Annotated in this window: 17 protein-coding genes; 4 read left to right on the forward strand and 13 right to left on the reverse strand. The window is 75.6% G+C overall.

Annotated elements, in window-relative coordinates:
* Positions 1 to 115: 115 nt before the first annotated feature.
* The 3 genes from NQU55_RS13480 to NQU55_RS13490 form a co-directional block, all read right to left on the reverse strand.
* Entirely contained in the window at positions 116 to 1495 is a 1380-nt protein-coding gene (locus NQU55_RS13480) for a vWA domain-containing protein (protein ID WP_168093204.1), read from the reverse strand.
* Positions 1496 to 1623: 128 nt separating this feature from the next.
* A complete protein-coding gene (locus tag NQU55_RS13485; RefSeq protein ID WP_168093205.1) occupies positions 1624 to 2940 on the reverse strand; it encodes a PP2C family protein-serine/threonine phosphatase in 1317 nt (438 codons plus the stop codon).
* Positions 2941 to 2943: 3 nt separating this feature from the next.
* Positions 2944 to 5130, reverse strand: a complete 2187-nt coding sequence (locus NQU55_RS13490) for a serine/threonine-protein kinase (RefSeq protein ID WP_443744700.1) — start codon at positions 5128 to 5130, stop codon at positions 2944 to 2946.
* A 10-nt stretch (positions 5131 to 5140) separates the two neighbouring features.
* On the opposite strand from NQU55_RS13490, the gene NQU55_RS37265 reads away from it, so the two are divergent.
* Positions 5141 to 5539 carry a hypothetical protein gene (locus NQU55_RS37265; protein WP_443744701.1) on the forward strand — a complete coding sequence of 133 codons (399 nt, stop codon included), beginning with the start codon at positions 5141 to 5143 and terminating at the stop codon, positions 5537 to 5539.
* A 10-nt stretch (positions 5540 to 5549) separates the two neighbouring features.
* Here NQU55_RS37265 and NQU55_RS13495 read toward each other — a convergent pair whose 3' ends face one another.
* The 8 genes from NQU55_RS13495 to NQU55_RS13530 all read right to left on the reverse strand — a co-directional run bounded on the left by NQU55_RS13495 (position 5550) and on the right by NQU55_RS13530 (position 14910).
* The gene (locus NQU55_RS13495) at positions 5550 to 6896 is read right to left on the reverse strand and encodes a hypothetical protein (RefSeq protein WP_168093207.1); all 1347 of its coding nucleotides are present in this window, start codon (positions 6894 to 6896) and stop codon (positions 5550 to 5552) included.
* Between the two features lie 71 nt (positions 6897 to 6967).
* Entirely contained in the window at positions 6968 to 7927 is a 960-nt protein-coding gene (locus NQU55_RS13500) for a glutamate ABC transporter substrate-binding protein (RefSeq protein WP_505017572.1), read from the reverse strand.
* 68 nt (positions 7928 to 7995) lie between these two features.
* Positions 7996 to 9387, reverse strand: a complete 1392-nt coding sequence (locus NQU55_RS13505) for a GlnX family signal transduction membrane protein (protein ID WP_372504709.1) — start codon at positions 9385 to 9387, stop codon at positions 7996 to 7998.
* A 267-nt stretch (positions 9388 to 9654) separates the two neighbouring features.
* Entirely contained in the window at positions 9655 to 10476 is an 822-nt protein-coding gene (gene melC2 / locus NQU55_RS13510) for a tyrosinase MelC2 (protein WP_168091877.1), read from the reverse strand.
* A 61-nt stretch (positions 10477 to 10537) separates the two neighbouring features.
* A complete protein-coding gene (gene melC1 / locus NQU55_RS13515; RefSeq protein WP_168091876.1) occupies positions 10538 to 10942 on the reverse strand; it encodes an apotyrosinase chaperone MelC1 in 405 nt (134 codons plus the stop codon).
* A gap of 506 nt (positions 10943 to 11448) precedes the next feature.
* Positions 11449 to 12441 (reverse strand): BadF/BadG/BcrA/BcrD ATPase family protein, encoded by a 993-nt coding sequence (locus NQU55_RS13520; RefSeq protein ID WP_168091875.1) that lies wholly within the window; start codon positions 12439 to 12441, stop codon positions 11449 to 11451.
* Positions 12432 to 13685 (reverse strand): 6-phospho-beta-glucosidase, encoded by a 1254-nt coding sequence (locus NQU55_RS13525; protein WP_168091874.1) that lies wholly within the window; start codon positions 13683 to 13685, stop codon positions 12432 to 12434. Before NQU55_RS13525 ends, NQU55_RS13520 begins: the two co-directional genes overlap by 10 nt.
* Before the next feature lie 43 nt (positions 13686 to 13728).
* Positions 13729 to 14910, reverse strand: a complete 1182-nt coding sequence (locus NQU55_RS13530) for an ROK family transcriptional regulator (RefSeq protein ID WP_240976212.1) — start codon at positions 14908 to 14910, stop codon at positions 13729 to 13731.
* A 175-nt stretch (positions 14911 to 15085) separates the two neighbouring features.
* Between NQU55_RS13530 and NQU55_RS13535 the strand changes: the two genes are divergently transcribed.
* Positions 15086 to 15586: an FBP domain-containing protein gene (locus NQU55_RS13535; RefSeq protein WP_168091873.1), complete on the forward strand. Its 501-nt coding sequence runs from the start codon at positions 15086 to 15088 to the stop codon at positions 15584 to 15586.
* Between the two features lie 124 nt (positions 15587 to 15710).
* On the opposite strand, the gene NQU55_RS13540 is transcribed toward NQU55_RS13535, so the two are convergent.
* Positions 15711 to 16787 (reverse strand): mechanosensitive ion channel family protein, encoded by a 1077-nt coding sequence (locus tag NQU55_RS13540; protein WP_168091872.1) that lies wholly within the window; start codon positions 16785 to 16787, stop codon positions 15711 to 15713.
* Positions 16788 to 17041: 254 nt separating this feature from the next.
* Here NQU55_RS13540 and NQU55_RS13545 point away from each other — a divergent pair, with 254 nt between their 5' ends.
* Positions 17042 to 17578 carry an HNH endonuclease gene (locus NQU55_RS13545; RefSeq protein WP_030366446.1) on the forward strand — a complete coding sequence of 179 codons (537 nt, stop codon included), beginning with the start codon at positions 17042 to 17044 and terminating at the stop codon, positions 17576 to 17578.
* A gap of 105 nt (positions 17579 to 17683) precedes the next feature.
* Here the strand turns inward: NQU55_RS13545 and NQU55_RS13550 are convergent, their stop codons facing one another.
* Complete coding sequence (locus NQU55_RS13550) at positions 17684 to 20629, reverse strand: glycoside hydrolase family 84 protein (RefSeq protein WP_256790606.1); 2946 nt, start codon at positions 20627 to 20629, stop codon at positions 17684 to 17686.
* A 222-nt stretch (positions 20630 to 20851) separates the two neighbouring features.
* Here NQU55_RS13550 and malQ point away from each other — a divergent pair, with 222 nt between their 5' ends.
* Positions 20852 to 22936, forward strand: coding sequence for a 4-alpha-glucanotransferase (malQ, locus tag NQU55_RS13555; protein ID WP_168091879.1), 2085 nt, complete (start codon positions 20852 to 20854; stop codon positions 22934 to 22936).
* Positions 22937 to 22967: the final 31 nt, after the last annotated feature.

The following is a 22967-nucleotide window of genomic DNA, read 5'->3' on the forward strand; positions in this document are numbered from 1 at the left end:
GTGCCGTTCGTTGCGGTCGTTGCCGGCGGGACGGTGGCCTGCCGGCGGTGCTTCCCGGGGTCGGGGCGGACGGTCCGCGCCGCGGCACACTCTGCGGCCGCCACGCCTCCCGGCGCTACTTCCTCACCCGTACGGTTTTCGTCGAGCGCGTTTCGAGGGTCATCTGCGCCTCCGCCGTGACCTTCGCCTTCAGCCGCACAGTACCCGTCGCGGCGTCCACCACGTCCACCACCTTCGCGAGGAGTTTCGCGGTGTCCTCGTTGCCGGAGCGGTTCGCCAGCTGCACGGCGCGGCCGAGCTTGGCCGTCGCCCCGTCGATGTCGCCCGACCGGCGCAGGTCCAGGCCCTGCTGGATGACCCGGGCCAGCTCGGCCTGGCCGGTGTAGTGCGCGACCTGGGGGTTGAGGGAGGTGGACGCGGCGAGGTCGTCCGTCCAGACCGCCCGCACGAGCCCCTGCGCCAGTGCCTGCGGCGTGGAGCCCGCGGGCGCGGGCAGCACCAGCGAGACGCGGGCGGCGAGCATCTCCTCGCCCACCGCGGCGGCGGGCACCCGTACGCACAGGTGGTAGTCCCGGGACTCGTCGCCCCAGGAACCGGTGGGGTAGTCGCCGATGCGCGGGCCGGCGTCCACGCGCCGCTCGGTCAGCGTCTCCAGGGACGGCGCGACCTGCTTGAGGAACTGCACCTCGGCGCCCTGCGGCGTCCACAGGCGCAGGGCCACGTCCCCGACCTCCTTGCCCATGGCGGTCTCCATCATCCGCGTGAAGTCGGCGGACAGCCCGGCCGGGTCGGCGACGATGTCGGCCGTGCCCAGCAGCGCCGAGGCGATGCCGGTGACCTCCTTGACCTCCCAGTCGGTGCCCACCCCGCGCGCGTCACAGGTGAACCGGCCCGCGCAGACCTTCAGCGAGGCGCGCAGGGCGTCGGGCTCCTCGTGCTCGTTGCGGCCGTCGGTGAGGAGGATGCCGTGCCGTATCGGCGCCTCGGACGACTCCAGCAGCCGGTCGGCCAGGCGCAGCCAGGTGCCGATGGCGGTGCCGCCGCCCGGGGTGAGCTTGCGCAGGGCGTCCTTGGCCTGCTGCCGGGTGGTGGCGTCGGCCAGCGCGAGCCGCCCGCCGCCGGGGTAGGCCTCCTTCGCCTGGTGGGTGCCGGCCACGACGGCGAAGGCCACGCCGTCGCGCAGGGTGTCGATGGCGGCCGCCGTGGCGGCGCGGGCGTTGCGCATCTTGGTCGGCGGGTAGTCCATCGAGCCGGAGCAGTCGACCATGACGACCACGGCCGCGTCGGGGCCGGCGGCCCGCTGCCCGTAGGACGCCGGGGACTGATGGGGCACCAGAGGAGTCCGGGAGGCGAGCGGCGCCTCCGCCATGGTCCCTCCGCCCGTGGCGGTGACCGTGACGATCGCGTTGACCTCGCGCCCGCCTTCCGGCAGATGGGCGTTCTGGTACACCTCGACCGTGAACCGGTGCTCGCTCGGCTTGGAGAAATTGGCCATCTGATCCGCTCCTCGGTACTCCGTCCGTGCCATGGACACCCGGGCGGACCTGCGCGCGGCACCGGCCGGGCCACCGGCGCGCATCCCCCCTGCGGGCACCTCCGGCGGCAGCCGGGGGAGCCCTGGTCTCAGGCCGATCCTGCCCCCTCGGGCGACAGCGGGAACGGCAGTACGGCCACTGTTACGTTGTCGTGGCCCCCTCCGTCCAGGGCGTGGGCCAGCAGTTGCCGGGCGCACTCCAGCGGCCGCGTCCTGGCGTCCGGCGGGGTGACCTCGGCCATCAGCTCGGCGGACTCGGCGTAGTTCCACAGCCCGTCCGTGCAGACGATGACCACGCCCTTGCGGTCGGGGTGGAAGGACGCGGTGTGCGGCTCGACCTCGTAGGCGTCCGCGCCCAGCCAGCCGGTGATGGCGTGGGCCCGCTCGTCGGCGTACGCCTCGGCCTCCGTCAGCAGGCCCGCGGCGACCATCTGGGCGGCCCACGAGTCGTCCTCGGTGAGCCGGGCGGGCTGGGTGGAACGGTCCTCCGGCACCCAGTAGGCCCGGCTGTCGCCGACCCAGCCGACCGTGAGCAGGTCGCCGGTGACGACGGCCGTCACGATCGTGCACGCGGGGGCGTTCTCCTGGCGGTGCGGGTCGTGCTGCAGCGGCCCGCGCGGGGGCGCGGCCAGCGACGTCACCGCCTCGGCCGCCCGCATGATCGCGTCATGGGTGGCCTGCCGCGGATCCCCTCCCTCCGGCAGGGCCGCGACCAGCACCTCCCGTGCGGCCGCGCACGCCGCGGCCGACGCCTCGTCGGGGCGGGTCGCGGACGACACGCCGTCACTGACGACGGCGACGGTGGCCGGGGCCCCGTCGGCGAGGGCGATGGCGGACACGGCGTACGCGTCCTCGTTCCGGTGGTGGCGCAGTCCGCGGTCGCTGACCGCTGCGACGCCTGGCAACTGGTGCTCCATGTGATCCCGTTCGCGCGGCTGTGCATGCCCGCAGTGTTCGCAGTACCCGTCCTTGTCGATCATGCCGGATCGGCACGACCCGCAGATCCGCCCGGTGCCCTCGGGGGCCGGGTGGGCGGCGCCCTCCTCGGGCGGCGCCCCGGAGACCTCGTGCGCCGCCTGTGCCGGGACCCCGCCCAGTACGGACCCGGTGCGGGGGTCGGGCGCGCCGGGGGCCGCCGAGGCGTCACTTCCCGGTGGCCGTACGGGCTGTGGCGGGCCGTCGTCCGAGGGCGCGGGAGGCGCGAGGGGAGCCCGTACGGCCGTCCGGGCGCCGGGGTCGGGCAGCGCGAGCCGGTAGTCGGGCGGGCCGTCGCCGTCGTCGGGGAGGACCGCAGGCACCGCCGACAGGTCGGCGCCGCAGCCGCCGCAGAAATTGTCGGCCGGGTCCAGCGGTTCCCTGCAGGCGGGGCACGCCGTCAGTTGTGAGGGGCGCGGCACTTGCGACATCGATCACACCCATGTCCTGGGGCGGAAACGGTTTGCCCGCTCCACCAGTTCGATCCGTTCCTCGCCGCGCTGGGCGAGCCGGGCGAGCACGCGGTAGCTGCGCTCCAGCCCGAAGCGCAGCTCGCGCTCGTCCAGGCCGCGGCCCAGCAGCGCGCCCGGGCGGGCGGCCGGGGGGCCGCCGCCCGGACCGGGGGAGCCCGACAGCACCCAGTCCAGCGCGCTGCCCAGCACCTCCGTGGAGAGCCGCTCGCGGCGCACGGCGTCCAGCCCGAAGTCCGCCAGCCGCTCCACCTGGCCCGCGGCGGCCACCAGGTCGTCCAGCAGCGGCTCCTGCGGCGAACGCCGCCGCAGCCGGGCCCGCACCGCCGCGACCCGCGCCGCGGTGTAGTGGATGGACGCCTCCGGCACGGACTCCAGCGCGCGCACGGCGCCCCGGCGGTCCCCGCCGGCCAGCCGCACCCGCGCCAGCCCGAACGCGGCGCTGACGAAGCTCGGGTCGGTCACCCACACCAGCCGGTAGTACTCGGCGGCGTTGTCGAGCTGCCCGAGGAACTCCGCGCACACGCCCAGCGCCAGCTTCGGGGCGGGCTCGCCCGGAAAGGCGTCGTAGACCGCGTCGAAGGACAGCGCAGCCGTCTCCTTGTCACCGCAGACCAGTGCGTGGAGCCCGCGGTACCAGACGATCCGCCAGTCGCCCGGGTGGGCGGCTTCGAGGCTCTCCAGAGAGTGGGACGCCTGCGCCTCCTCGCCCAGTTCCAGCTGGGCCCGGATCCTGCGCAGCCGCAGCTCCGTCGACTCGGCGGGCGCGGCCTGCAGCGCGGCGTGCACCTCGGCGGGCTGCGAGGCGAGCAGGCCCGCCAGGAAGCCCGCGTTGGGGTCGCCGGGGGAGACGAGCGGCACCGGCAGGGCCAGCGCCGCGGCCCGGGCGTCGAGCGCCGCGACCGGCGGTGCGGCGGGCGGTGCGGTGGGCGGTGCCGGCGCCGCGGGCGCCGCGGGCGCGCTTCCCGGCGCTCCCCCGGGCAGCAGCCGGCGCGCACCGGCCCGGCCCGGCAGCACCCTGCGGGCCGGCGCCGCCCGGCCGCCCAGCGCCGAGACCTCGCCGTCGGCCTCCTCGAACAGCCGGGTGTCCACCACCCGCAGCTCCGGCCCGAACAGCGTGGACAGCGCGGGCCGCGGCCGGCCCGTCTGCAGCGCGACGACCTCCCGCAGCACCCCCGTCAGCTGGTCGGCCATCTCCTCGGCGGAGGCGAACCGCCGCGCCGGATCGGGGTCCGTGGCCCGGACCAGCAGCCGGTAGAAGGACTCGTAGCGGGAGAAGACCTCGATGTGGTCCGGGTCGGGCAGGCTGTCCCGGAAGACGTTCGTGTAGCCCTGGAAGTCGAAGGTGAGCACGGCCAGCGTGCGGGCCACCGTGTAGAGGTCGGAGGCGACCGACGGGCCCACCTCGGCGACCTCGGGGGCCTGGTAGCCCACCGTGCCGTAGATCGCGCCGTCCTCGTCGTCCATCCGCCGGACCGCGCCCATGTCGATCAGCTTGAGCTGGTCCTGCTGCTGGATGGCGTTGTCGACCTTGAAGTCGCAGTACAGCAGGTGGCGGCTGTGCAGGTGGCCGAGCGCCTCCAGCGCCTCGATGCCGTACGCGCACGCCTGCTCCACCGGCAGCGGATCGCGCCGCCCGTCCGGCGTCCGCCGCTCGTTGGCGATCTCCTTCAGCGACTTGCCGCCGACGTACTCCATGACGATGTAGCCGTCGAGACTGCCGGTGCGCTGGTCGAGGTGCTCGACGAAGTTGTAGATGCGCACGATGTTGGAGTGCTCGATCTCGGCGAGGAAGCGCCGCTCGGAGACCGCCACCGCCAGGGCGTCCTCGTCGCCCGTGTCCAGCAGGCCCTTGAGCACGACCCAGCGGTCCGACACGGCCCGGTCGACGGCCAGGTAGATCCAGCCGAGCCCGCCGTGCGCCAGGCAGCCCGCCACCTCGTACTGCCCGTGCACCACGTCCCCGGCGCGCAGCTTGGGCACGAAGGAGTACGGGTGGCCGCACTTGGTGCAGAAGCCCTCCGTGCGCCCGGGCCGGTCGCCGCGCGCCCGGCCCACCGGCGCACCGCAGTCGCTGCGGCTGCAGAACCGCTTGCGCTCGGGCACCTCCGGGTCGGCCAGCACCGCCCCCCGGGGATCCGGACGCGGCACCTCCGGCACCTTGACCAGGCCCGCGCCCAGCCTGCCGCGCCCCGACGACGACGGCCCCGTGCCCGCGCTGCGCACCGACACCGACCGCGTGCTCGCGCCCTCGGACCCCGGCAGCGAGCGCGACAGGCGCCCCGACACCGACCGCCGCGACGACGAGGAACGCGACGACGACCGCGACGACCGCGAGGACGAGCCCGCGGAGGAGGAGCGCGACGACGAGCCCGACGAGCCCTGCGACCCCGCTCTCGCCCCGCCCTCCGGGCCGCCGCCCGGCGAGCCCCCCGCCACCCCCGTGGCGGGGGAGGAGACCATCCCGTTCGGCGAGACGACCGGCGCCAGGCCGCACGTGTCGCAGTACAGCTCGCCGCCGCCGACGTCCTCGTACGAACCGGCGCACCCCGGCCGCTGACAGGCCTCGCTCACGCTTCCCCCCTCCGCCCCGTGGGCCGCTGCCCGGTGCCCGGCGGCGCCGACAGCGCCTCGGCCAGCGCCTGCTGATAGCGCAGGACCGCCTGTTCGGCGGCCATCAGATCGCACGGCGCGCTCCACAGCATGCGCCGCGCCGCGTCGTACCGCTCGATGAGCAGGGAGTCCTCCGCGAGGCCGTGCCGGGCGGTCTTCGCCTTGTACGCGTCCAGGCGGCCGCGCAGCTCGGCGCGGACCGCCAGCGGGGCCGTCACCGCCGTCAGCGACTCGCGGGCGCGCACCAGCTCCTCCTCCGAGCGCTGCTCCAGGCCCTCCAGGAGCGGCGAGAGCCGGTGCCACCGGGCGTGTCTGCGGTGCTCGGCGGCGGCCGACAGCTGCTCGTAGAGGGCCGTCGGCGGGCCCGAGACCGCCGGCACCACGGACGCGGCGATCTTCGACAGGACCTCGACGCGCGCCTGCCGGGCCTCGTTCAGCGTGCGGTCCGCGCGGGAGAGGACGTCGCGCACGCGCATCAGCCGCCGCTCGGCGTCCTGCCGGACGTCCAGCACCGCCTCGACCTCCCGGCGGACGTCCTCCAGGGCCCGCGCGGCGCGGTCGTAGCGCGTGGTGTCCGGGCGGCCGCCGCCCGGGGCCGAGCTGGGCGAGGCGCCGGCCCAGAAGGCGACCGGATCGGATATCACCTCGTCCCGCAGCGCGGCCAGCTCGCGGGTGATCTGCTCCAGGTCGTCACCGGAGGGGTGCTCGCCGGGCCGGACGCCCACCGAGTGGGCGAGCGAGCGGGTGCGCCCGAGCTCGGCGGCGAGCAGGTCGATGCGGGCGGGCAGCGCGGACCACACGGCGTCGGCGATCACGACCACGTCGAGGGCCCGGGCGTACCAGCCGTTCATCCGGTCCAGCAGCTCCTGCAGGCTCAGCTGCTCGCTGAGGCGCGCCGGCAGGCCCTCCGTGCCCGGCGCGCCCACCGGGAGGCCCGCCGTGCCGAGTGCGGCCGTGCCGTGGCCGGGCAGGGTGACGCCGGAGCCGCGCAGCAGCTCGGTGAGCTCGGACAGCTCGCCCTGGGTGGGCCAGCGGCGGCGGGCGCGCAGCTCGCGGGCGGCGGTCAGGGCCGCGGTGTAGGCGTCGAAGTACGCCCACAGCTGCCCGATGAGGGCCTCGGCGGCCGCCCACCGCCTCCTGCTCTCGCCGGTGAGCTCCGCCCCCTCCAGCAGGCGCCGCCCCGCATGGTCCTGGAGGGCGAGCAGCGAGGATTCGACGGCCTCGTGCTCCGCGCCGAGCCTGGCCAGCGCACGGTCCACCTCCTCGCGGGTCAAGGCCGGCCCGGTGGGCTCCGCGACCGCCATCGATCCCCTCTCTCCTGTCCGCGGCGCGCGCCGCGGGCGTGTCCGTTACGGCCGTGCTCGCCGGCCCGCCGTCAGTCCCGGTACTTGGGCGCCGGCGGGGCGGTGATGCCCTTCAGGTCGGCGGCGAGCCACTTGTCGTACGCCTTCATCCAGAGGCTTCCGGCGCCGCCCGCGCGGTAGTCCTCCAGCACCTTGTTGACCCGGCGTACCAGGTCCGTGTCCGCGAGGTTCATCGCCACGCCGTACGGTTCGGTGGTGAACGGCTTTCCGACGAGCTGCACGGAGGGGTCCTGTGCCGCCTGGCCGGCCGCGAGGGCCCTGTCGTTGACCACGGCGTCGACCTCGCCGAGCTGGAGCCGCACCAGGCAGTCGAGCTGGTTGGGGACCGTCAGCAGGGAGGAGCCGTGCGGCTCTTCCCGCACCTTGATCTCGGCCGTGGAACCCTCCGCCGTACAGACCTTCTTCCCCTTCAGCGAGTCGTCGAACGCGGTCACCGGTGACCCCTTGGGGACCATCACCTGCTGCCCGGACTCGAAGTAGGCGGTGGAGAACGCCACTTGCTTGATCCGTTCGCACGTGATGGTCATCGTGCGGGCGACGATGTCCACCTTGCCCGTCTGCAGGGCGGATATGCGCCGGCTCGTGGGGATCGCGAGATAGGTCACCTTGCCGGGGTCGCCGAGGATGTCCTTGGCGAGGGCCCGGACGAGGTCGATGTCGAAGCCGCCGAGCTCGCCGTCGGCGGGGTTGCGGTAGCCCCAGCGGTAGCTGTTCTGGTCGACGCCGGCGATCAGCCGGCCGCGGGCCTTGATGCGCTGCACGGCCGCCCCGTCGGCGCCGCCCGCGGGCCGCAGGCTCGCCTCGGGGTCGGTGCACTGCGCGGGCGCCGCGGCGCCGGGGGCGGGCGCCGCGGGTGCGGCGGCCCGGGCCGGCCGGTCCCGCTCGGGGGCGCCGCCCGTGGGCAGCACGGCCGCGCCCGCCGCGGCCAGGGCGCACACGGCGGCCGCCACCGCCGCCGGGCCGGCCCGCATCCGCAGCCGCCTCTCCGTCTGGGCCCCTGCCATGCGCACCGCCTCCCCCTCGTGCTCCCGCACCGGTCTCACCGGTACTCCGACAGCCTGCGGCCCACCCCGACGACGGCGCCGGCGGCGCCGAGGACGGTCAGCACGGCCGCTCCGGCGGCGAGACCCCACAAGGCGCCGCGCCCGTCGTCGGCCTCCTGCCGGAACTCGGCCTGCTCGTGGGCGATCGCGCGCTGCAGTTCGGTGTCCACCCGGTCGAAGGACGCGCCGGTGCTGTCCTTGTCGCCGATCACCTTGCGCAGGGCGTCGTCGTATTCGCCGCGGTCGTCGGCGAGGGCGCGCGCCTGGCCGTGGCGCTGCTGCCACTCGCGGACGTTCTTGACGGCGGCCTCGACCGGATCGCGCCCCTCGGCGTCGTCGGCGAGGGCCCGGGCGCGCTCCAGCAGGGTGTCCGGGCGGGCCGGGCCCTGGCTGCCGCCGACGAGCCGGCCCATGCCGTCGCGGTAGCCGGTCTCGTAGGCGTCGTCGCCGTTCTTCCCGAGGACGGCGCCCCGGGCGACCATGGCGAGGTTCTCGTCGCCGCGGGCCTGCAGCGAGCCGATCCGGGCCTCGTTGAGGGCCTGCAGGGACTTCGCGCCCTGGGCGTAGGAGGTCTCCAGGCCGGAGCGGGCCACCGCGTGGCCGGCGACCAGCCACAGCAGGACGACGGCGGCGGCCGCGGTGGCGGCGAGCAGGCCGTGGTTGAAGACCCGGTTCGTCCGGAGGTAGTTGCGGCGCTGGGCCCAGGCGAGGGCGGCGAGCGCGACGGCGCCGAGGGCCAGGGAGGCCCACGGCCAGGACTTCGCGTCGTCGTAGTCGGAGCCGAGGCGGCCCGTCTCGGCCTCGTACAGGCCGCGGGCGGCGGGCAGCAGCTCCCCGCGCATGCGGTCGCCCGCGTAGCGCAGATAGGCGCCGCCGAGCGGCAGGCCCTGGCGGTTGTTGGCGCGCGCGGCCTCCACGAGGCCGGTGTAGCGCGGCAGTCCCTCGTTGAGGGTGGCGATGCGGGCGCGGGCCGTGGCCGAGCCCTCGGCGTTCGCGGCGGCCTTCACCAGCAGCCGGGAGGCGAGGGCGATGTCCTTCTCGTAGCGCTGCCGGACCGCGCGCGGCTCCTGGCCGCCCGCGAGGAAGCCGCTCGCCGCGGTGGTGTCGGCGTCGGCGAGGGAGCGGTAGATGTCGGCGGCGTCGGCGCTGAGCGGCTGGCTGGTGCGGACGACGGAGTCGGCCGCGGCGGATCTGGAGGCGACCTGCCAGGCGGTGACCGCACCGAAGGCGATGAGGACCGCGGCCAGGACGGCGCCGATGGCCCGCAGCCTGCCGGGCTCGGTGACCGCCGCGGCCCGCACGCGGTCGAGGGCCTCGCGCCAGGCCGGGCCGGACGTGCTGCGGCCGGGCGCTCCTCGCGGCCCCCCGGCCGGCTGCGGCTGTGACACGTGACCTCCCCCTCGGTCGCTGAGGGCGGCCCGTCGTCCGGCGCGGCCGGGAACAGGTGCCCCGGCCAGCAGTATGGCCGCAAGGGCTGACAAACACACCGGTGCCGGTGCGATCTTGTTCGGATCGCGATCTTCACCGGGGCCCGTGGCGGCCCTCGCTCCCCATCACGCCCGCCGGCCCGGCGCGGTTCCCCGCACCGGGCCGGACGCGTGTGCGCCTGTCGCGTGCCGTGCCGTACGCGTCCTGCGGCTCAGGAGTGCTGTGCCTTACGCGTAGGTGTAGTACGAGCTGTGGTCGAGCATCTGCGCCGGGGTGACGTTGTTCCACGGGCGCATGGTGTCGTTGAGGTCCACGACGTTCGCGGTGCCGGCGGCCGGCAGGTACGCGGACTGCGGGTGCATGCGCTGCCAGTCGGACCACAGCTTGTCGATGTGGCAGTGGTGCAGCCAGAAGACGGGGTCGTTGGGGGAGACGCCGGTGGCCATCTGGCCGCCCATCCACACGTGGACGTTGTTGTGGACGCGGCCCTGGCCGCGCCAGCCCTCGAGGTAGTTGCGGAAGCTGCCCTCGGAGGCGCTGTTCCACGGGGCCGTGTCGTAGACCGGCATGGCCATGACGGCGTCGACCTGGGCGCGGGTGGGCAGCGTGCCCGCGGCGCCCATCTCGCGCTGCAGGAAGTTGCGGTTGTCGACGCTGACGTTGATGGTCCACTTGCCCGTGGAGTAGGCGAACGGGCCGGTGGTGACCTGGGCGTCACGGCTGCGGCCGTTGCCGCCCATGAAGTCGGCGCCGAAGATCGAGGCGTTGGCCGTGCGGTCGACGGTCCAGTCCCAGTAGGGCAGCGCGACCGAGGAGTCGATCTTCTGCAGCTCCTGCTCGAACTGGATCAGGAAGCGGCGGTGCCAGGGGAGGAAGGAGGGGGAGCGGTGGCCGACGCGGTCGCCGTTGTCGGTGTCGCTCATGATGAACTCGTTGTGCGTCCGGACGAAGCCGTCGTACACACCGGTGCGCTTGAGCTCCAGCACGGCGTTGACGAAGTTGCGCTTCTCGGTGGCGGTCAGGTTCGCCTGGTTCTTGCGCACTGCCATGGGGTTCGTGTCCTCGTGAGTGAGAAGTGTGGGTCGGTGGGGTGTGTGCGGCAGTGGCCGGTCAGTTCATCGCGATCGGGACGAGCGTCGCGCCGCGCAGGGCGTCGACGGCGGCGCGGGTGAGCGCGAGCGGCTGGTCGAAGATCTGGTAGTGGTTCACCACGCTGATCCAGGAGCCGTCGGCGTTCTGCATGACGTGCAGTTCCTTGCCGTCGACGGTGACGGCGAAGCCGCCGTGGTGGGCCTCGTGGCCACCCGTCACCGGCTTGCCGACGATGCGGCGGCCCTTGTAGACCTCGTCGAACGCAGCAGGGCCGCTCCCGTGGCCGCCGTGACCGGTGTGGTCCTCAGTGGTGGTGTGACCGGTGTGGTCGGCGGCCTGCGCACCGGCGGCGAGCAGCGCCACTCCGGCGGCGGCAGCGGCGGTTCCTCTGAGCACGACGCGTCGGCTGACGTTGGACGACATGGGTCGGTCCCCCCTCGATTGCGCGCCGACAAGGCGCGGAATGGACGATCAGTGGCGGAAGTTGTCACGAATGCAGCCGTAAATCCCTTTTGATGGCGGTTGCTTGTTGTATTTCGTGATCAATCCGTGCGGGCGGATGCTCGCATGATCAAGGAGGGGTCGAAAAATGGTTGGCCGATTTTGGGACATTAGGTAAATGAATGGTCAACCAATGTCCTGGGAGAAATTTCTGACGAATGGCGTTGTTGACGCCATGTCAGGAAACTTGGCCGCCGCGGGGGCTCCCGACGAAAGATCTTCCGGTCGGGTGTGGGGTGCGGTGACGCCTCTCACGATGTGAACATGACGTGAAGAAGGCGGCGGTATCGCGGATTCCGGCCAGGGAATGACAGATTCCGCGATACCGGTCGTCACACGGGAAACAGGCGCCAAACGGACCCCGCGCCGACCGCCCCGTGGGGGACGGCGGTACCCGCTCTCCGCGGCGTCGTCGTGTCTACGCGGCTCTACGCGGCGTCGTAGTGCGCGCGCAGCCGCGCGCAGGCCGCCGCCGGAGCCCCCGCGCGGTCCAGCGCCAGCAGGGCCGCGCCCAGTACCGGAGGCGCCGTGACCACCACCGGCACCGCCCGCGGCGCCCGCCCGGCCAGCAGCGCCACCACCTGCTCGTGCAGCAGCGGGTGCCGGGCCGCGAGCACCCCGCCGCCCAGCACCACCGGCACCCCCGCCCCCGTCAGCCCCAGCCGCTCCAGTGCGACCGCGGCCATGGCGACGACCTCCTCCGCCTGCCGGGTCACGAGGGCGCGGGCGGCCGCGTCGCCCGCGGCCGCCACCGCGAACAGCACCGGTACGAGCTCGTGCCGCCGCCGCGCCGCCACCCGGCCCAGGTGCAGCGCCTCGATCAGCGCGGGCATGCCGTCCAGGCCGAAGTGCGCGGGCAGTGCACGGGCCAGCGCGGTCGGCCCGCCGCGGCCGTCAGCGGCCCGCGCCGCCGCCCAGAGCGCCTCCTCCGCCAGGCACTCGCCGCCGCCCCAGTCACCGGAGAGCCGCCCGACCGCGGGGAAGCGGGCCGTGCGGCCGTCCGGCCCGAGCCCCGCGCAGTTGATGCCCGCCCCGCACACGACCGCGACGCCCACGGGCTCGCCCCCGTCGGGCAGCCCCGCCCGCAGCAGCGCGAAGGTGTCGTTGGCGACGGCGACCGTCCGCCCCCAGCCGCGGGCGGCGATCTCCGCGGTCAGCAGCTCCTCCTCCACCGGCAGGTCGCAGTTGGCCAGGCACGCGCTGACGTGGGCGGCGTACGGAGGCGCACCCGCCCCCGCGGCAGCGGCGGCCCGCTCCACGAGCGCCGCCAGACCGTCCACCGCCTGCCGCACACCAGCCCGCGCCGGCTGGAACCCCCCGCCGCGCGCGGCCCCGAGCACGGCGCCGTCCGGCCCCGCCAGCACCACGTCCGTCTTGCTGTTGCCCGCGTCGATCGCGAGCAGCGCGCCGCTCACGCCCACGCGAGGTGCTCCCGGTTGTGCGCGACGAGGGCGTCGGTCAGCCGGTCGGCGTGGTCGAACTGCCCGACCAGCGGATGCGCGAGGAGCGCCCGGAAGACCCGGTCCCGGCCCCCCTTGAGGGCGGCCTCCAGCGCCAGGTGCTCGTACGCCGTGACGTTCGCGACCAGCCCGGCGTACAGCGGCTCCAGCGGGCGGACGGGCAAGGGGTGCGCGCCCCTCGCGTCCACCGCCGCCGGCACCTCGATCACCGCGTCGTCGGGCAGGAAGGGCAGCGTGCCGTCGTTGAGGGCGTTGACGACCTGGACGTCCCCGGTGTCCCGCAGCAGCGACGCGGTCAGGGCGACCGCCGCCTCCGAGTAGAAGGCGCCGCCGCGCTTCGCCAGCAGCGCGGGCTTCTCGTCCAGCGCGGGATCGGCGTACAGGGCCAGCAGCTTCCGCTCCATCGCGGCCACCTCGGCGGCGCGCGAGGGCTTGGTGCGCAGCTCCCGGACGACCTCGTCGTGCCCGTAGAAGTAGCGCAGGTAGTAGGAGGGGACGACGCCGAGGCGGTCCAGCACCGAGCGCGGCATGCGCAGGTCGGCCGCGACGGCGTCGCCGTGCTCGGCGATCAGCCGCGGCAGGACGTCCTCGCCGCCCACCGTCACCGACCGCTCCCAGGTGAGGTGGTTGAGGCCCACGTGCTCCAGCGCCACCTCCTCCGGGGCGACCCCCAGCAGCCGGGCGAACTTCCGCTGGAAGCCGATGGCCACGTTGCACAGGCCCACGGCCCGGTGCCCGGCCGCCAGCAGCGCCCGCGTCACGATGCCGACCGGGTTGGTGAAGTCCACGATCCAGGCGTGCGGGCTGCGCCGCCGCACCCGCTCGGCGATGTCCAGCACCACCGGGACCGTGCGCAGCGCCTTGGCGAGCCCGCCCGCGCCGGTGGTCTCCTGGCCGACGCAGCCGCACTCCAGCGGCCAGGTCTCGTCCTGGTGCCGGGCCGCCTGGCCGCCCACGCGCAACTGGAGCAGTACGGCGTCCGCGCCGTCGGCGCCCGCGTCCAGGTCCGTGGTCCAGGTGACGCGCCCGGGGTGGCCCTGCCGGGCGAGGATCCGCCGCGCCAGCGCGCCGACGAGCTCCAGCCGTTCCTCGTCCGGGTCGACCAGGACGAGCTCCGCCACCGGCAGCGTCTCGTGCAGCCGCGCGAAGCCGTCGACGAGTTCGGGGGTGTAGGTGGAACCGCCACCCACTACTGCGAGCTTCACCCTTGACTCCTTTGCTGGTTGCCGAGCGGGAGCGGTGGACGGCTCAGGCCGTGTCGAACGCGGCCTCCCGCGCCGCCGCGAGAGCGGTCTGCAGCGCCCCCGCCAGGACCGGGCGGTCCTCCACGGTGCTCAGCCGCAGCTGCGGCCGGGGCAGGGCCAGCCCGGTGAGCTCGGCCTCCACCATGGCGCGCAGCCGCTCGCCGCCCGCCCGGCACACCGCGCCGGAGAGCACCACCAGCTCGGGGTCGACCACGGCGACGACCGCCGCGAGGCCGAGGGCCAGCCGCCTGCCCAGTTCGGCGTAGACGTCGTCGCCCGCACCCGGCTCCGCCGCCGCGCGGGCGAGCGCCTCGGGGGCCGTACGGGCGTCGATGCCGTGGGCGCGGGCGAGCGCGATGACGGCCGGGGAGGCGACGAGCATCTGGAAGCCGCCACCGCCGTCGGGGCCCGCGGTGGCGTCGTCCCCGCCGCGTGCGAGCGGCGCGCCCGGCAGCGGCATGTAGCCGATCTCGCCGGCGCCGCCGGTCGCGCCGCGCAGCAGGGTGCCCCCCAGGACGACGGCGGCGCCGACGCCCTCGTCCGCCCACAGCAGGACGTAGTCCGTGCAGCCCCGGGCCGCGCCGGCGTGCTGCTCGGCGACGGCGGCGAGGTTGACGTCGTTCTCGACGACGACGGGCGTGCCGGTGATCCCGGCGAGCTCGTCGAGCAGCGCGGGGGAGCGCCAGTCCGGCAGGTGCGGGGCGTAGCGCAGGAGGCCCGTGCGCGGGTCGAGGGCGCCGGGGGTGCCGATGACGGTGCGGTGCAGCGCGTCCCGGCCGAGCCCCGCGGCGGCGAGGGCGCCGTCGACGGCCCGGGCGACGAGCTCCGCCGCGCCCGCGCCCTGCTCCGCCGCCGCGTGGTGCTCGCCCGCCACCGTGCCGGCGATGTCGGCGACGCGCGCGGTGACGCCCTCGGGACCGGCGGACAGCGCGGCGACGTGGGCGATGCCCGGGTCGACCTCGTACAGCCCGGCGCTGGGCCCGGGCCGCCCGGTGACGCTGCCGGTGCGGCGCACCAGCCCGGCGGCCTCCAGACGGGTGAGCAACTGGGCGGCGGTGGGCTTGGACAGGCCGGTCAGCTCGCCGAGGCGGGTGCGGGTGAGGGGGCCGTGCGCGACGAGCAGCTCCAGGGCGGCGCGGTCGTTCATGGCGCGCAGCACGCGCGGTGTCCCGGGGGTTCCGGCCATCTCTCCCTGCCTGTGGGGGACCTGCCTGTGGGGGACCTGACTGTCAGGAAGGATTCGACTGTTAGGAAAGTTTCCTATCGATGCCGGGAGGCTAGGGAACGACCGGGTGGGACGTCAACCGCCCGGCCCGAAATTCGAGCGACGATCCGCCCGGGCGGTGTTAATTTCACTGACCATGCAACCCCTCGCCGACAACGACATACGCGCGTCCTTCATCAACTGCTCCAAGGGGGAGGCGCGCCGCATCGCCCTCCCGCGCAACCTCTCGGAACTCCCCTGGGAGGACCTCGACTTCCTGGGCTGGCGGGATCCGGGCGCGCCTGACCGCGGCTACGTCGTCGCCGAGCGCGAGGGGAGGCTCGCCGGCGTGACCCTGCGGGTGCCGCAGGGCGGGCCGCGGAGCATGGCGAAGTCCACGATGTGCTCGCTGTGCCTGACCCCGCACCCGGGCTCGGGTGTCTCCCTGCTCGCCGCCCGGCGGACCGGCCCGGCCGGGCGCGAGGGCAACACGGTCGGCGCGTACATGTGTGCGGACCTGGCCTGCTCGCTCTATCTGCGCGGCAAGAAGGTCCCGCAGATGGCGATGCGGTACAAGGAGACGCTGAGCGTGGAGGAGCGGATCTCCCGCATGCTCGGGAACCTGGACGACTTCCTGGGCAAGGTCGAGCGCGGCTAGGCGGAGCGCGGCTGGGCGGAGGGCGGCTGGGCGGAGGGCGGCTGGGCGGAGCGGCGCCGGGCCGCGCGCGGGGCCGCTCCGCACGGGCCCGGACCGGCCCGGCGGCGGGGCCGCCGGGCCGCTGTCACTTGCCCAGGGTCGCGCCCGGCACCGCCGGGGGGATGGGCGTCGTGGCCTGGGACTGCGGGGACGCCGGGTTCGCCAGGGCGGAGGGGGCGGCCACAGCCGCCATCGGGTCCGCCCCGTCCGTCTCCAGGTTGGCCTCCGCAGGGCGCCCGACGATGCGGATGCCCTCCGCGTCCAGCGCCTGCTTGATGCGCCAGCGCAGCTCGCGCTCGACGCCGAGCGCCTTGCCCGGCATGGTCTTGGCGGACACCCGGACGACCACCGAGTCGAGGTAGGTCGCGCTCAGGCCCAGCACCTCGACGGGCTCCCACAGCCGCTCCGTCCACGGCTCGGCCTTCTGCATCTCCTCGCCCGTGCGGGTGAGGATCTCGCGGACCCGGTCCAGGTCCTCGTCGGAGCGGACCTGGACGTCGACGCCGGCCGTGGCCCAGCCCTGGCTCAGGTTGCCGATGCGCTTGACCTCGCCGTTGCGCACGTACCAGATCTCGCCGTCCGCGCCGCGCAGCTTCGTGACGCGCAGGCCCACCTCGATCACCTCGCCGGAGGCGACCCCGGCGTCGATCGTGTCGCCGACGCCGTACTGGTCCTCCAGGATCATGAAGACGCCCGAGAGGAAGTCGGTGACGAGGTTGCGGGCGCCGAAACCGATGGCGACGCCCGCCACACCGGCGCTCGCCAGCAGCGGGGCCAGATTGATCTTCAGCACGGACAGCACGGTCAGTGCGGCCGTGCCCATGATCAGGAACGAGGCGACGCTGCGCAGCACGGAGCCGATGGCCTCCGAGCGCTGCCGGCGCCGCTCGGCGTTGACGAGCAGCCCGCCGAGCGCCGTGCCGTCGACGGCCGAGGCCGTGCGGTTCATGCGCGCTATGAGCTTGGTGATGGCGCGCCGGATCAGGGAGCGCATCACCACCGCGATCACCACGATCAGGATGATGCGCAGGCCGTTGCTGAGCCAGACGGACCAGTTCTCCTCGACCCAGCCGGCGGCGTCGTTCGCCGTCCGTTGTGCCTCGTCGAGAGAGACAGGACGGGGCGTCGTGTCTTCTGCGGGCGGGGCGGCGGACCAGAACACTGCAGGAACCCTTCGTGTGGGACGCCGGCCCGAGGAGCGGGCGGGCGGACTCACCACACTAGCGGGGCAGAGGTGATCCTCCGTTGCTGTGTTCGAGATGCGACGGGTCTTGAGCGGGGGATGAACAGGATGTGTTCCAAAACACCCGTGACCCGTTACCCGGTCATGGTGGCGCTCCGACCAGGGGCCGGGGGACACTTGCAGGAGATCGTCCCGGCGCGAGCCACGCGCCGCCGGCGTACAAGGAGGCACCCGTGCCGCATGTCCTGGTCCTCAACGCGTCGTACGAGCCGCTCGGCGTCGTACCGCTCCGCCGCGCGCTCATACTCGTCCTCAATGAGAAGGCCGTCAGCCTCGAGGACACCGGCGCCTATATGCACAGCGCAACGTGCACCATCCCCGCTCCCAGCGTCGTCCGCCTCAAACGGTTCGTCCGCGTGCCCTTTCGGGGGCCCGTCCCGCTCACCCGCCGTGCTCTCTTCGCCCGTGACGGCGGGCGCTGTGCGTACTGCGGTGGCGTCGCAACCAGCGTCGATCACGTGGTCCCGCGCAGCCGCGGCGGCCAGCACGCCTGGGAGAACGTGGTGGCCGCCTGCCGCCGCTGCAATCACGTCAAGGCCGACCGGCACGTCGCCGAGCTGGGGTGGCGGCTGCGCCACCAGCCCGCGCCGCCGTCCGGGCTGGCCTGGCGCATCATCGGCACGGGCCATAGGGACCCGCGCTGGCTGCCTTATCTCGAGGCATTCGGCGCGGAGGACGCGATGGCCCGGATCGACGGCATTTCCGCCTGACAGTCCCGGGCCATTTCCGTACCCCGGGCGCCGGGCGGGCCGAAGGGCCGGCCCGGCGCCCGGGGACGGCGTGCCCGCCGTGCCCGGGGCCGGTCCCTCACGTTCTCAGGGGCGGCCCACCGCATACGCCTCCACGCCCCGCAGGGCGTCCCCGGCCTTCCCGCCCTGCACCCGTACGTAGCGCGTGTCCGGCGCGTCCATGCGCACGGTCTCCGTGCCTCCCTCGCCGGAGGCCGCGGCCGCGTCCCGCCAGGTGCGGCCGTCCGCCGACACCTGGACGCGGCAGCGGGCCGCGCCCTCCGCGCCCTCCTCGCCGTCTTCCCCGTCGCGCCAGTGCAGCACCAGCCGCCCCAGCCGTACGGGGCGGGCCAGCTCCAGCTGACGGCCGCCGCCCGCGGAGCTCAGCGCGGCGCCGCGCGCCAGGTCCGGGCCGCCCGCCTGCGGGTACGCCCGTACGGTCAGGGTCCGCTCCTGGTCGCCGAGGCGGACCGGGACGGTGAAGGTGCGGGCCGCGCCGCCCGCCGGGACCGTGAGCTCGATCCGGGCGGTGGCCACCCCGCCGCGCGCCACGGCCAGCTCCGCGGGGGCCTTGACCGAGACGCCCTCGGGCGCCTTCACGACGAGCTTCTCGCGGACCTCCTCCGGCCGCCGGTTGATCATGCGCAGCTCCACGGCCGCCGGGCGCCCGCCGAGCTCCGCGTCCGTCTCCGCGCGCGTGAGCTCCACGTCGGCCGAGGGCGTGTCCGCGAACCACGGGGCGATCTCGTGGACGGGCGGCGGCGTGCCGTCCCCTTCCCACACCACCCGCAGCGCGTCCGCCCGCATCCCCTTGCCGGCCAGCTGCGTCCAGCCGCCGTCCGACACGGCGCCCAGCGGCTGCCACCCCTTGGAGACGTCGCGAGCCCAGGCCGTGCCGCGCGCGCCCGGCGCGGGCGCGGTGAGCACGGTGACGGCCGTCAGCGGCCGCGGCCCCTCCAGCCGTACGGTCAGCGGCTCGCCCGCGGCGGGAGTCAGGGCGGTGGCCGGGTCCCCGTCGGTGGCCCGGCCCGCGGAGCGCACCGGCCGGTCCACGCCCGTCCAGCCGTTCGCGCGCGCCAGGGCCTGGTCGAGGAAGGGGGTGAGCACGCCCTTGCCGACCGTCACCGGGCTGTCCTTGATCCGCCCGCGCAGCCGCTGCACGTCCAGCTGCGCCCGCCACGCCTGCGCGCCGTCGCCGCGGGCCTGGGCGAGCAGCATGTCCAGCGCCCGCGTCCCCGCCTCGCCGTGCCGTGCGAGCTGCTCCAGCCATGGGCCCACCTCGCCGCCGAAGGACCCCGACAGGCGCTGCTGCGCCTCCCGCATCGTGCCGAAGGCGGACCGCAGCCGGCCCGCTGCCTCGTCCCGCGCCTTGGCGTCCGTACCCGACAGGGCCGTCCAGAACGCGTCCAGCAGCGGGCGCAGGTACGCCGACTCGGTGCCGCCGAGCACCGACGAGGCGTCGTTGCCCGCCAGGGCCCGCAGCGCCTCCCGGGTGCGCGGGTCGGGCCCGGCCAGGTCGTCGACCGCGGCCCGCCAGGACTCCTCGGGGCGGTAGCCGCGCGGGTTCCAGGCGTAGTCGGCCGCCGTGAACAGCGGGATGCGCGAGACCGCGGCCTGCGACGAGGCGTTGGCCAGCAGCGCGGCGGAGCCCGTCGCGACGGCCGGCTCCCGGCCGGTGTACGGCCCGAGGAAGATACGGTCCTGCGCGAAGTCGTTGACCGGGTAGTTGTCCATCGTCACCAGCGGGTGCCCGAAGGCGGCCCGGGCGTCGGACAGTTCGCCGCCGGTGATGGTCTTCGGCACCACCCCGACACCCGTCCACGCCACCTCCACGCGCGGGTCGAGCCGCTCCGCCAGCGCCCGCCGGAACGCCGTCCGCCCGTCCTGGTAGTACTCGGTGGGCAGCAGCGACAGCGGGGCCGCCTCCGCCCCCTTGCCCGCCAGGTGCGCCGCCAGCGCGCCCGCGACCTTCGCCTGCGCCTTCGCCGCCGCCTTCGGCCCCGAGCCGAACTCGTCCGCGTCCGCCCCGCAGTGCCACTCGCTGTAGCTCACGTCCTGGAACTGCAGCTGGAAGGCGCGGAAGCCCAGCGCCCACATGCCGTCCACCTTGCGCTTGAGGTCCCGCAGGTCCTCGGCGGAGGAGAAGCACATCGACTGCCCCGGCGTCACCGCCCAGGCCAGCGTCACGTGGTTGCGGCGGGCCCGCTCGGCCAGCGCCCGGAACTCCTCGCGCTGCGCCGCGGGGTAGGCGGCGCGCCAGCGGGCCTGCCGGTACGGGTCGTCGCCCGGCGCGTACAGATACCGGTTCTGCTTGGTGCGGCCCATGAAGTCCAGCTGCGCCAGACGCTGTTCGCGCGACCACGGCTCCCCGTAGAAGCCCTCGGACAGGCCCCGCACCGCCGTGCCCGGCCAGTCGCGGACCAGCGCCCCGGCGAAGCCCTTCGCGCCGCCCCGCTCCACCGTCAGCTGCCGCAGCGTCTGCGCCGCGTGGAACAGCCCGTCGGACCCCGCGCCCGCGAGCGCGGCCGTCGGCCGGCCTGCCACCTGACCGGTCGCCAGCCGGTACCCGCCGGCCGGCAGGTCCCCGGCCTCCGGCGCGCCCAGCGCCCGCAGCGCATCCTCCGCGCCCCGCCCGCCCGCGTGGACGATCAGGCCGCGCGGGGGCGGCGTGCCGCCCGGGGCCGCGTCCACGACCGTCCGCGCGCCCGCGGCGCGCAGGACCTCGCGCAGCGCCTCCACCGCGTACGGGTCGGTGCCCGGCTCGGCCATCAGGGTGACCTCGTCGCCCACCTGGGCGTACGAGCCCAGCGCGCGCGACGCCTGCGGTCGCGGCCACACCGGCGGCAGGGCGCCCTCGCCCTGCGGATCGGGCGCGGCCGCGGCGGCGTCGCCGGGCCGGGGCGCCGCGACGGTGCCCGGCGCGCCCGCCAGCAGCCCGCCCAGCAGGGCCGCCGCGAGGACGGTGACCCCGGCGCGCCGGGGGCGCACCGGCCCGTGGCCGCCGGGTGAGGAGTCGCTGCCCCGGAAGTGCACGGCCGTCTCCCTCGCCCCTAGGTGCTCCCGACGGGGGCGAGCCCATCACCAGCCGCAAGGCGTGTCAACGCACGTGACCGAAGTGCCTGTATTGCCCGGCGCGTCGACGGCGAAAGCCGAACCTCCGCGGGTGAACGGGAATTCGAGTGGTGTCCCGCGGCCCGGCGGCGGGTACGGCCTTCGGCACGGACACCTGCGGAGGTGGTGATGGCCGAGGTGCAGATGGCCAGGGCGCGGCTCGCCGCACTGCACGGCGTCGCGACGTCGTACAGCCCCGCCCCCGGCCGCAGCGCCGGCGTGCCGGAGGAGACCGTCGTCGCGGTCCTCGCCGCCCTCGGCGTGGACGCCTCCACGCCCGCCTCGGTGCGCGCGGCCCTGGCCGCCCACGAGGACGCGGCCCGCCGCAGGCTGCTGCCCGCCACGGTGGTCCTGCGCGCCGGGCGCGGCGCGCTGCCCGCCCTGCCGCCGGGCACCGAGACGTGCGTGGAGACGGAGAGCGGGGACGTCGTCGTCCTGGACCCCGCCGCCGGAGCCGCCGCCGGCGCGCTCCCGCTCGGCACGCACCTGCTGCGCGCCCACGCGCCCGACGGCCGGTCCGCCGCCGCGCCCCTGATCGTCGCCCCCGACCGGCTGCCCGCCCCGCCCCGGCGCGGCCACGGCTTCCTCGTCCAGCTCTACTCCCTGCTCTCCGCCCGCTCCTGGGGCATGGGCGACCTCGGCGACCTGGCCGCGCTCGCCGACTGGTCCGGCCGCACCTTCGGCACGGACTTCGTCCAGGTCAACCCCCTGCACGCGGCCGTGCCCGGGGCGGGCGGCGCCCCCACCGACCCCTCGCCCTACCGGCCCTCCTCGCGCCGCTTCCCCGACCCCGTCCACCTGCGCGTCGAGGACGTGCCCGAGTTCGGGCTGCTCACCGGCGAGCGGCGCGAGCGCGCCGCCCGGCTCCTCGCCCGGGCCGCCGCCCTGCGCGACGCCGTGCTCCACAAGGGCGAGCTCATCGACCGCGACGCGGTCTGGGAGCTCAAGCGGCGCGCCCTGGAGCTCGTCCGCACCGTGCCGCCCGCCCCCGCCCGCCTCGCCGCGTACGAGGCCTTCCGCGCCGGGCAGGGCCGCGCCCTGGAGGACCACAGCACCTGGTGCGCGCTCGCCGAGGTGCACGGGCCGGACTGGCGCGCGTGGCCCGGCGGGCTCCGCGACCCCCGTTCGGCGGACACCGCCCGCGCCCGCGCCGCCCTGGCCGACCGCGTCGACTTCCACAGCCGGCTCGCCTGGCTCACCGACGAGCAGCTCGCGGCCGCCCAGCGCACCGCCAGGGCGGCCGGCATGCGCGTCGGCCTCGTCCACGACCTCGCCGTCGGCGTGCACCCCTCGGGCGCGGACACCTGGGCGCAGCAGGACGCCTTCGCCGCAGGCATGTCCGTCGGCGCGCCCCCCGACGCCTTCAGCCCCCGCGGCCAGGACTGGGGCCTGCCGCCCTGGCGCCCCGACGCCCTGGAGGCCTGCGGCTACCGCCCCTACCGCGAGCTGCTGCGCGGCCTGCTGCGGCACGCGGGCGGCCTGCGCATCGACCACGTGATGGGCCTGTTCCGCCTGTGGTGGGTGCCGCAGGGCGAGGAGCCCACCCGGGGCACGTACGTCCGCTACGACCCCGAGGCCATGCTCGGCGTCCTCGCCCTGGAGGCCCACCGGGCCGGGGCCGCGGTCGTGGGGGAGGACCTGGGCACCGTCGAGCCGGGGGTCCGCGAGGCGCTGGCCGAGCGCGGCGTGCTCGGCACGTCGGTGCTGTGGTTCGAGCGGGACTACGGCGAGGAGCGGGAGGGCGCGCCCGCGCCGCCGCTGCGGCCCGGGCAGTGGCGTACCGGCTGCCTGGCCACCGCCACCACCCACGACCTGCCCAGCACCGCCGCCCGGCTCACCGGCGACCACGTCGCCCTGCGCCACCGCCTGGGGCTGCTCACCCGCCCGCTCGACGAGGAGCGGCAGGAGGACGCGCGGGAGGTGGGCGAGTGGCTGGAGCTCTTCCGGCGGCTGGGCCTGCTGCCCGAGGGGCCCTGCGACGAGGAGACGGCCGTCCTGGCCGTCCACCGCTACCTGCTGCGCACCCCCGCCCGCCTGATCGGCGTCTGGCTGCCGGACGCCGTCGGGGACCGCCGCCCGCAGAACCTCCCCGGCACCTGGGACCAGTACCCGAACTGGCGGCTGCCGGTCGCCGGCCCCGACGGGCGCCCGCTGTCCCTGGAGGAGCTCGCGGCCTCGCCCCGGCTGCGGGCCCTGATGGCGGAGGTGGGAGCGGCGGCCGGGCCGTAGGCCCCCCCCGGGCGCGCGGGTCTCTTATGCT

This window comes from Streptomyces telluris, assembly GCF_024519335.1.
In the GTDB taxonomy this organism is placed as follows: Bacteria; Actinomycetota; Actinomycetes; order Streptomycetales; family Streptomycetaceae; genus Streptomyces; species Streptomyces telluris.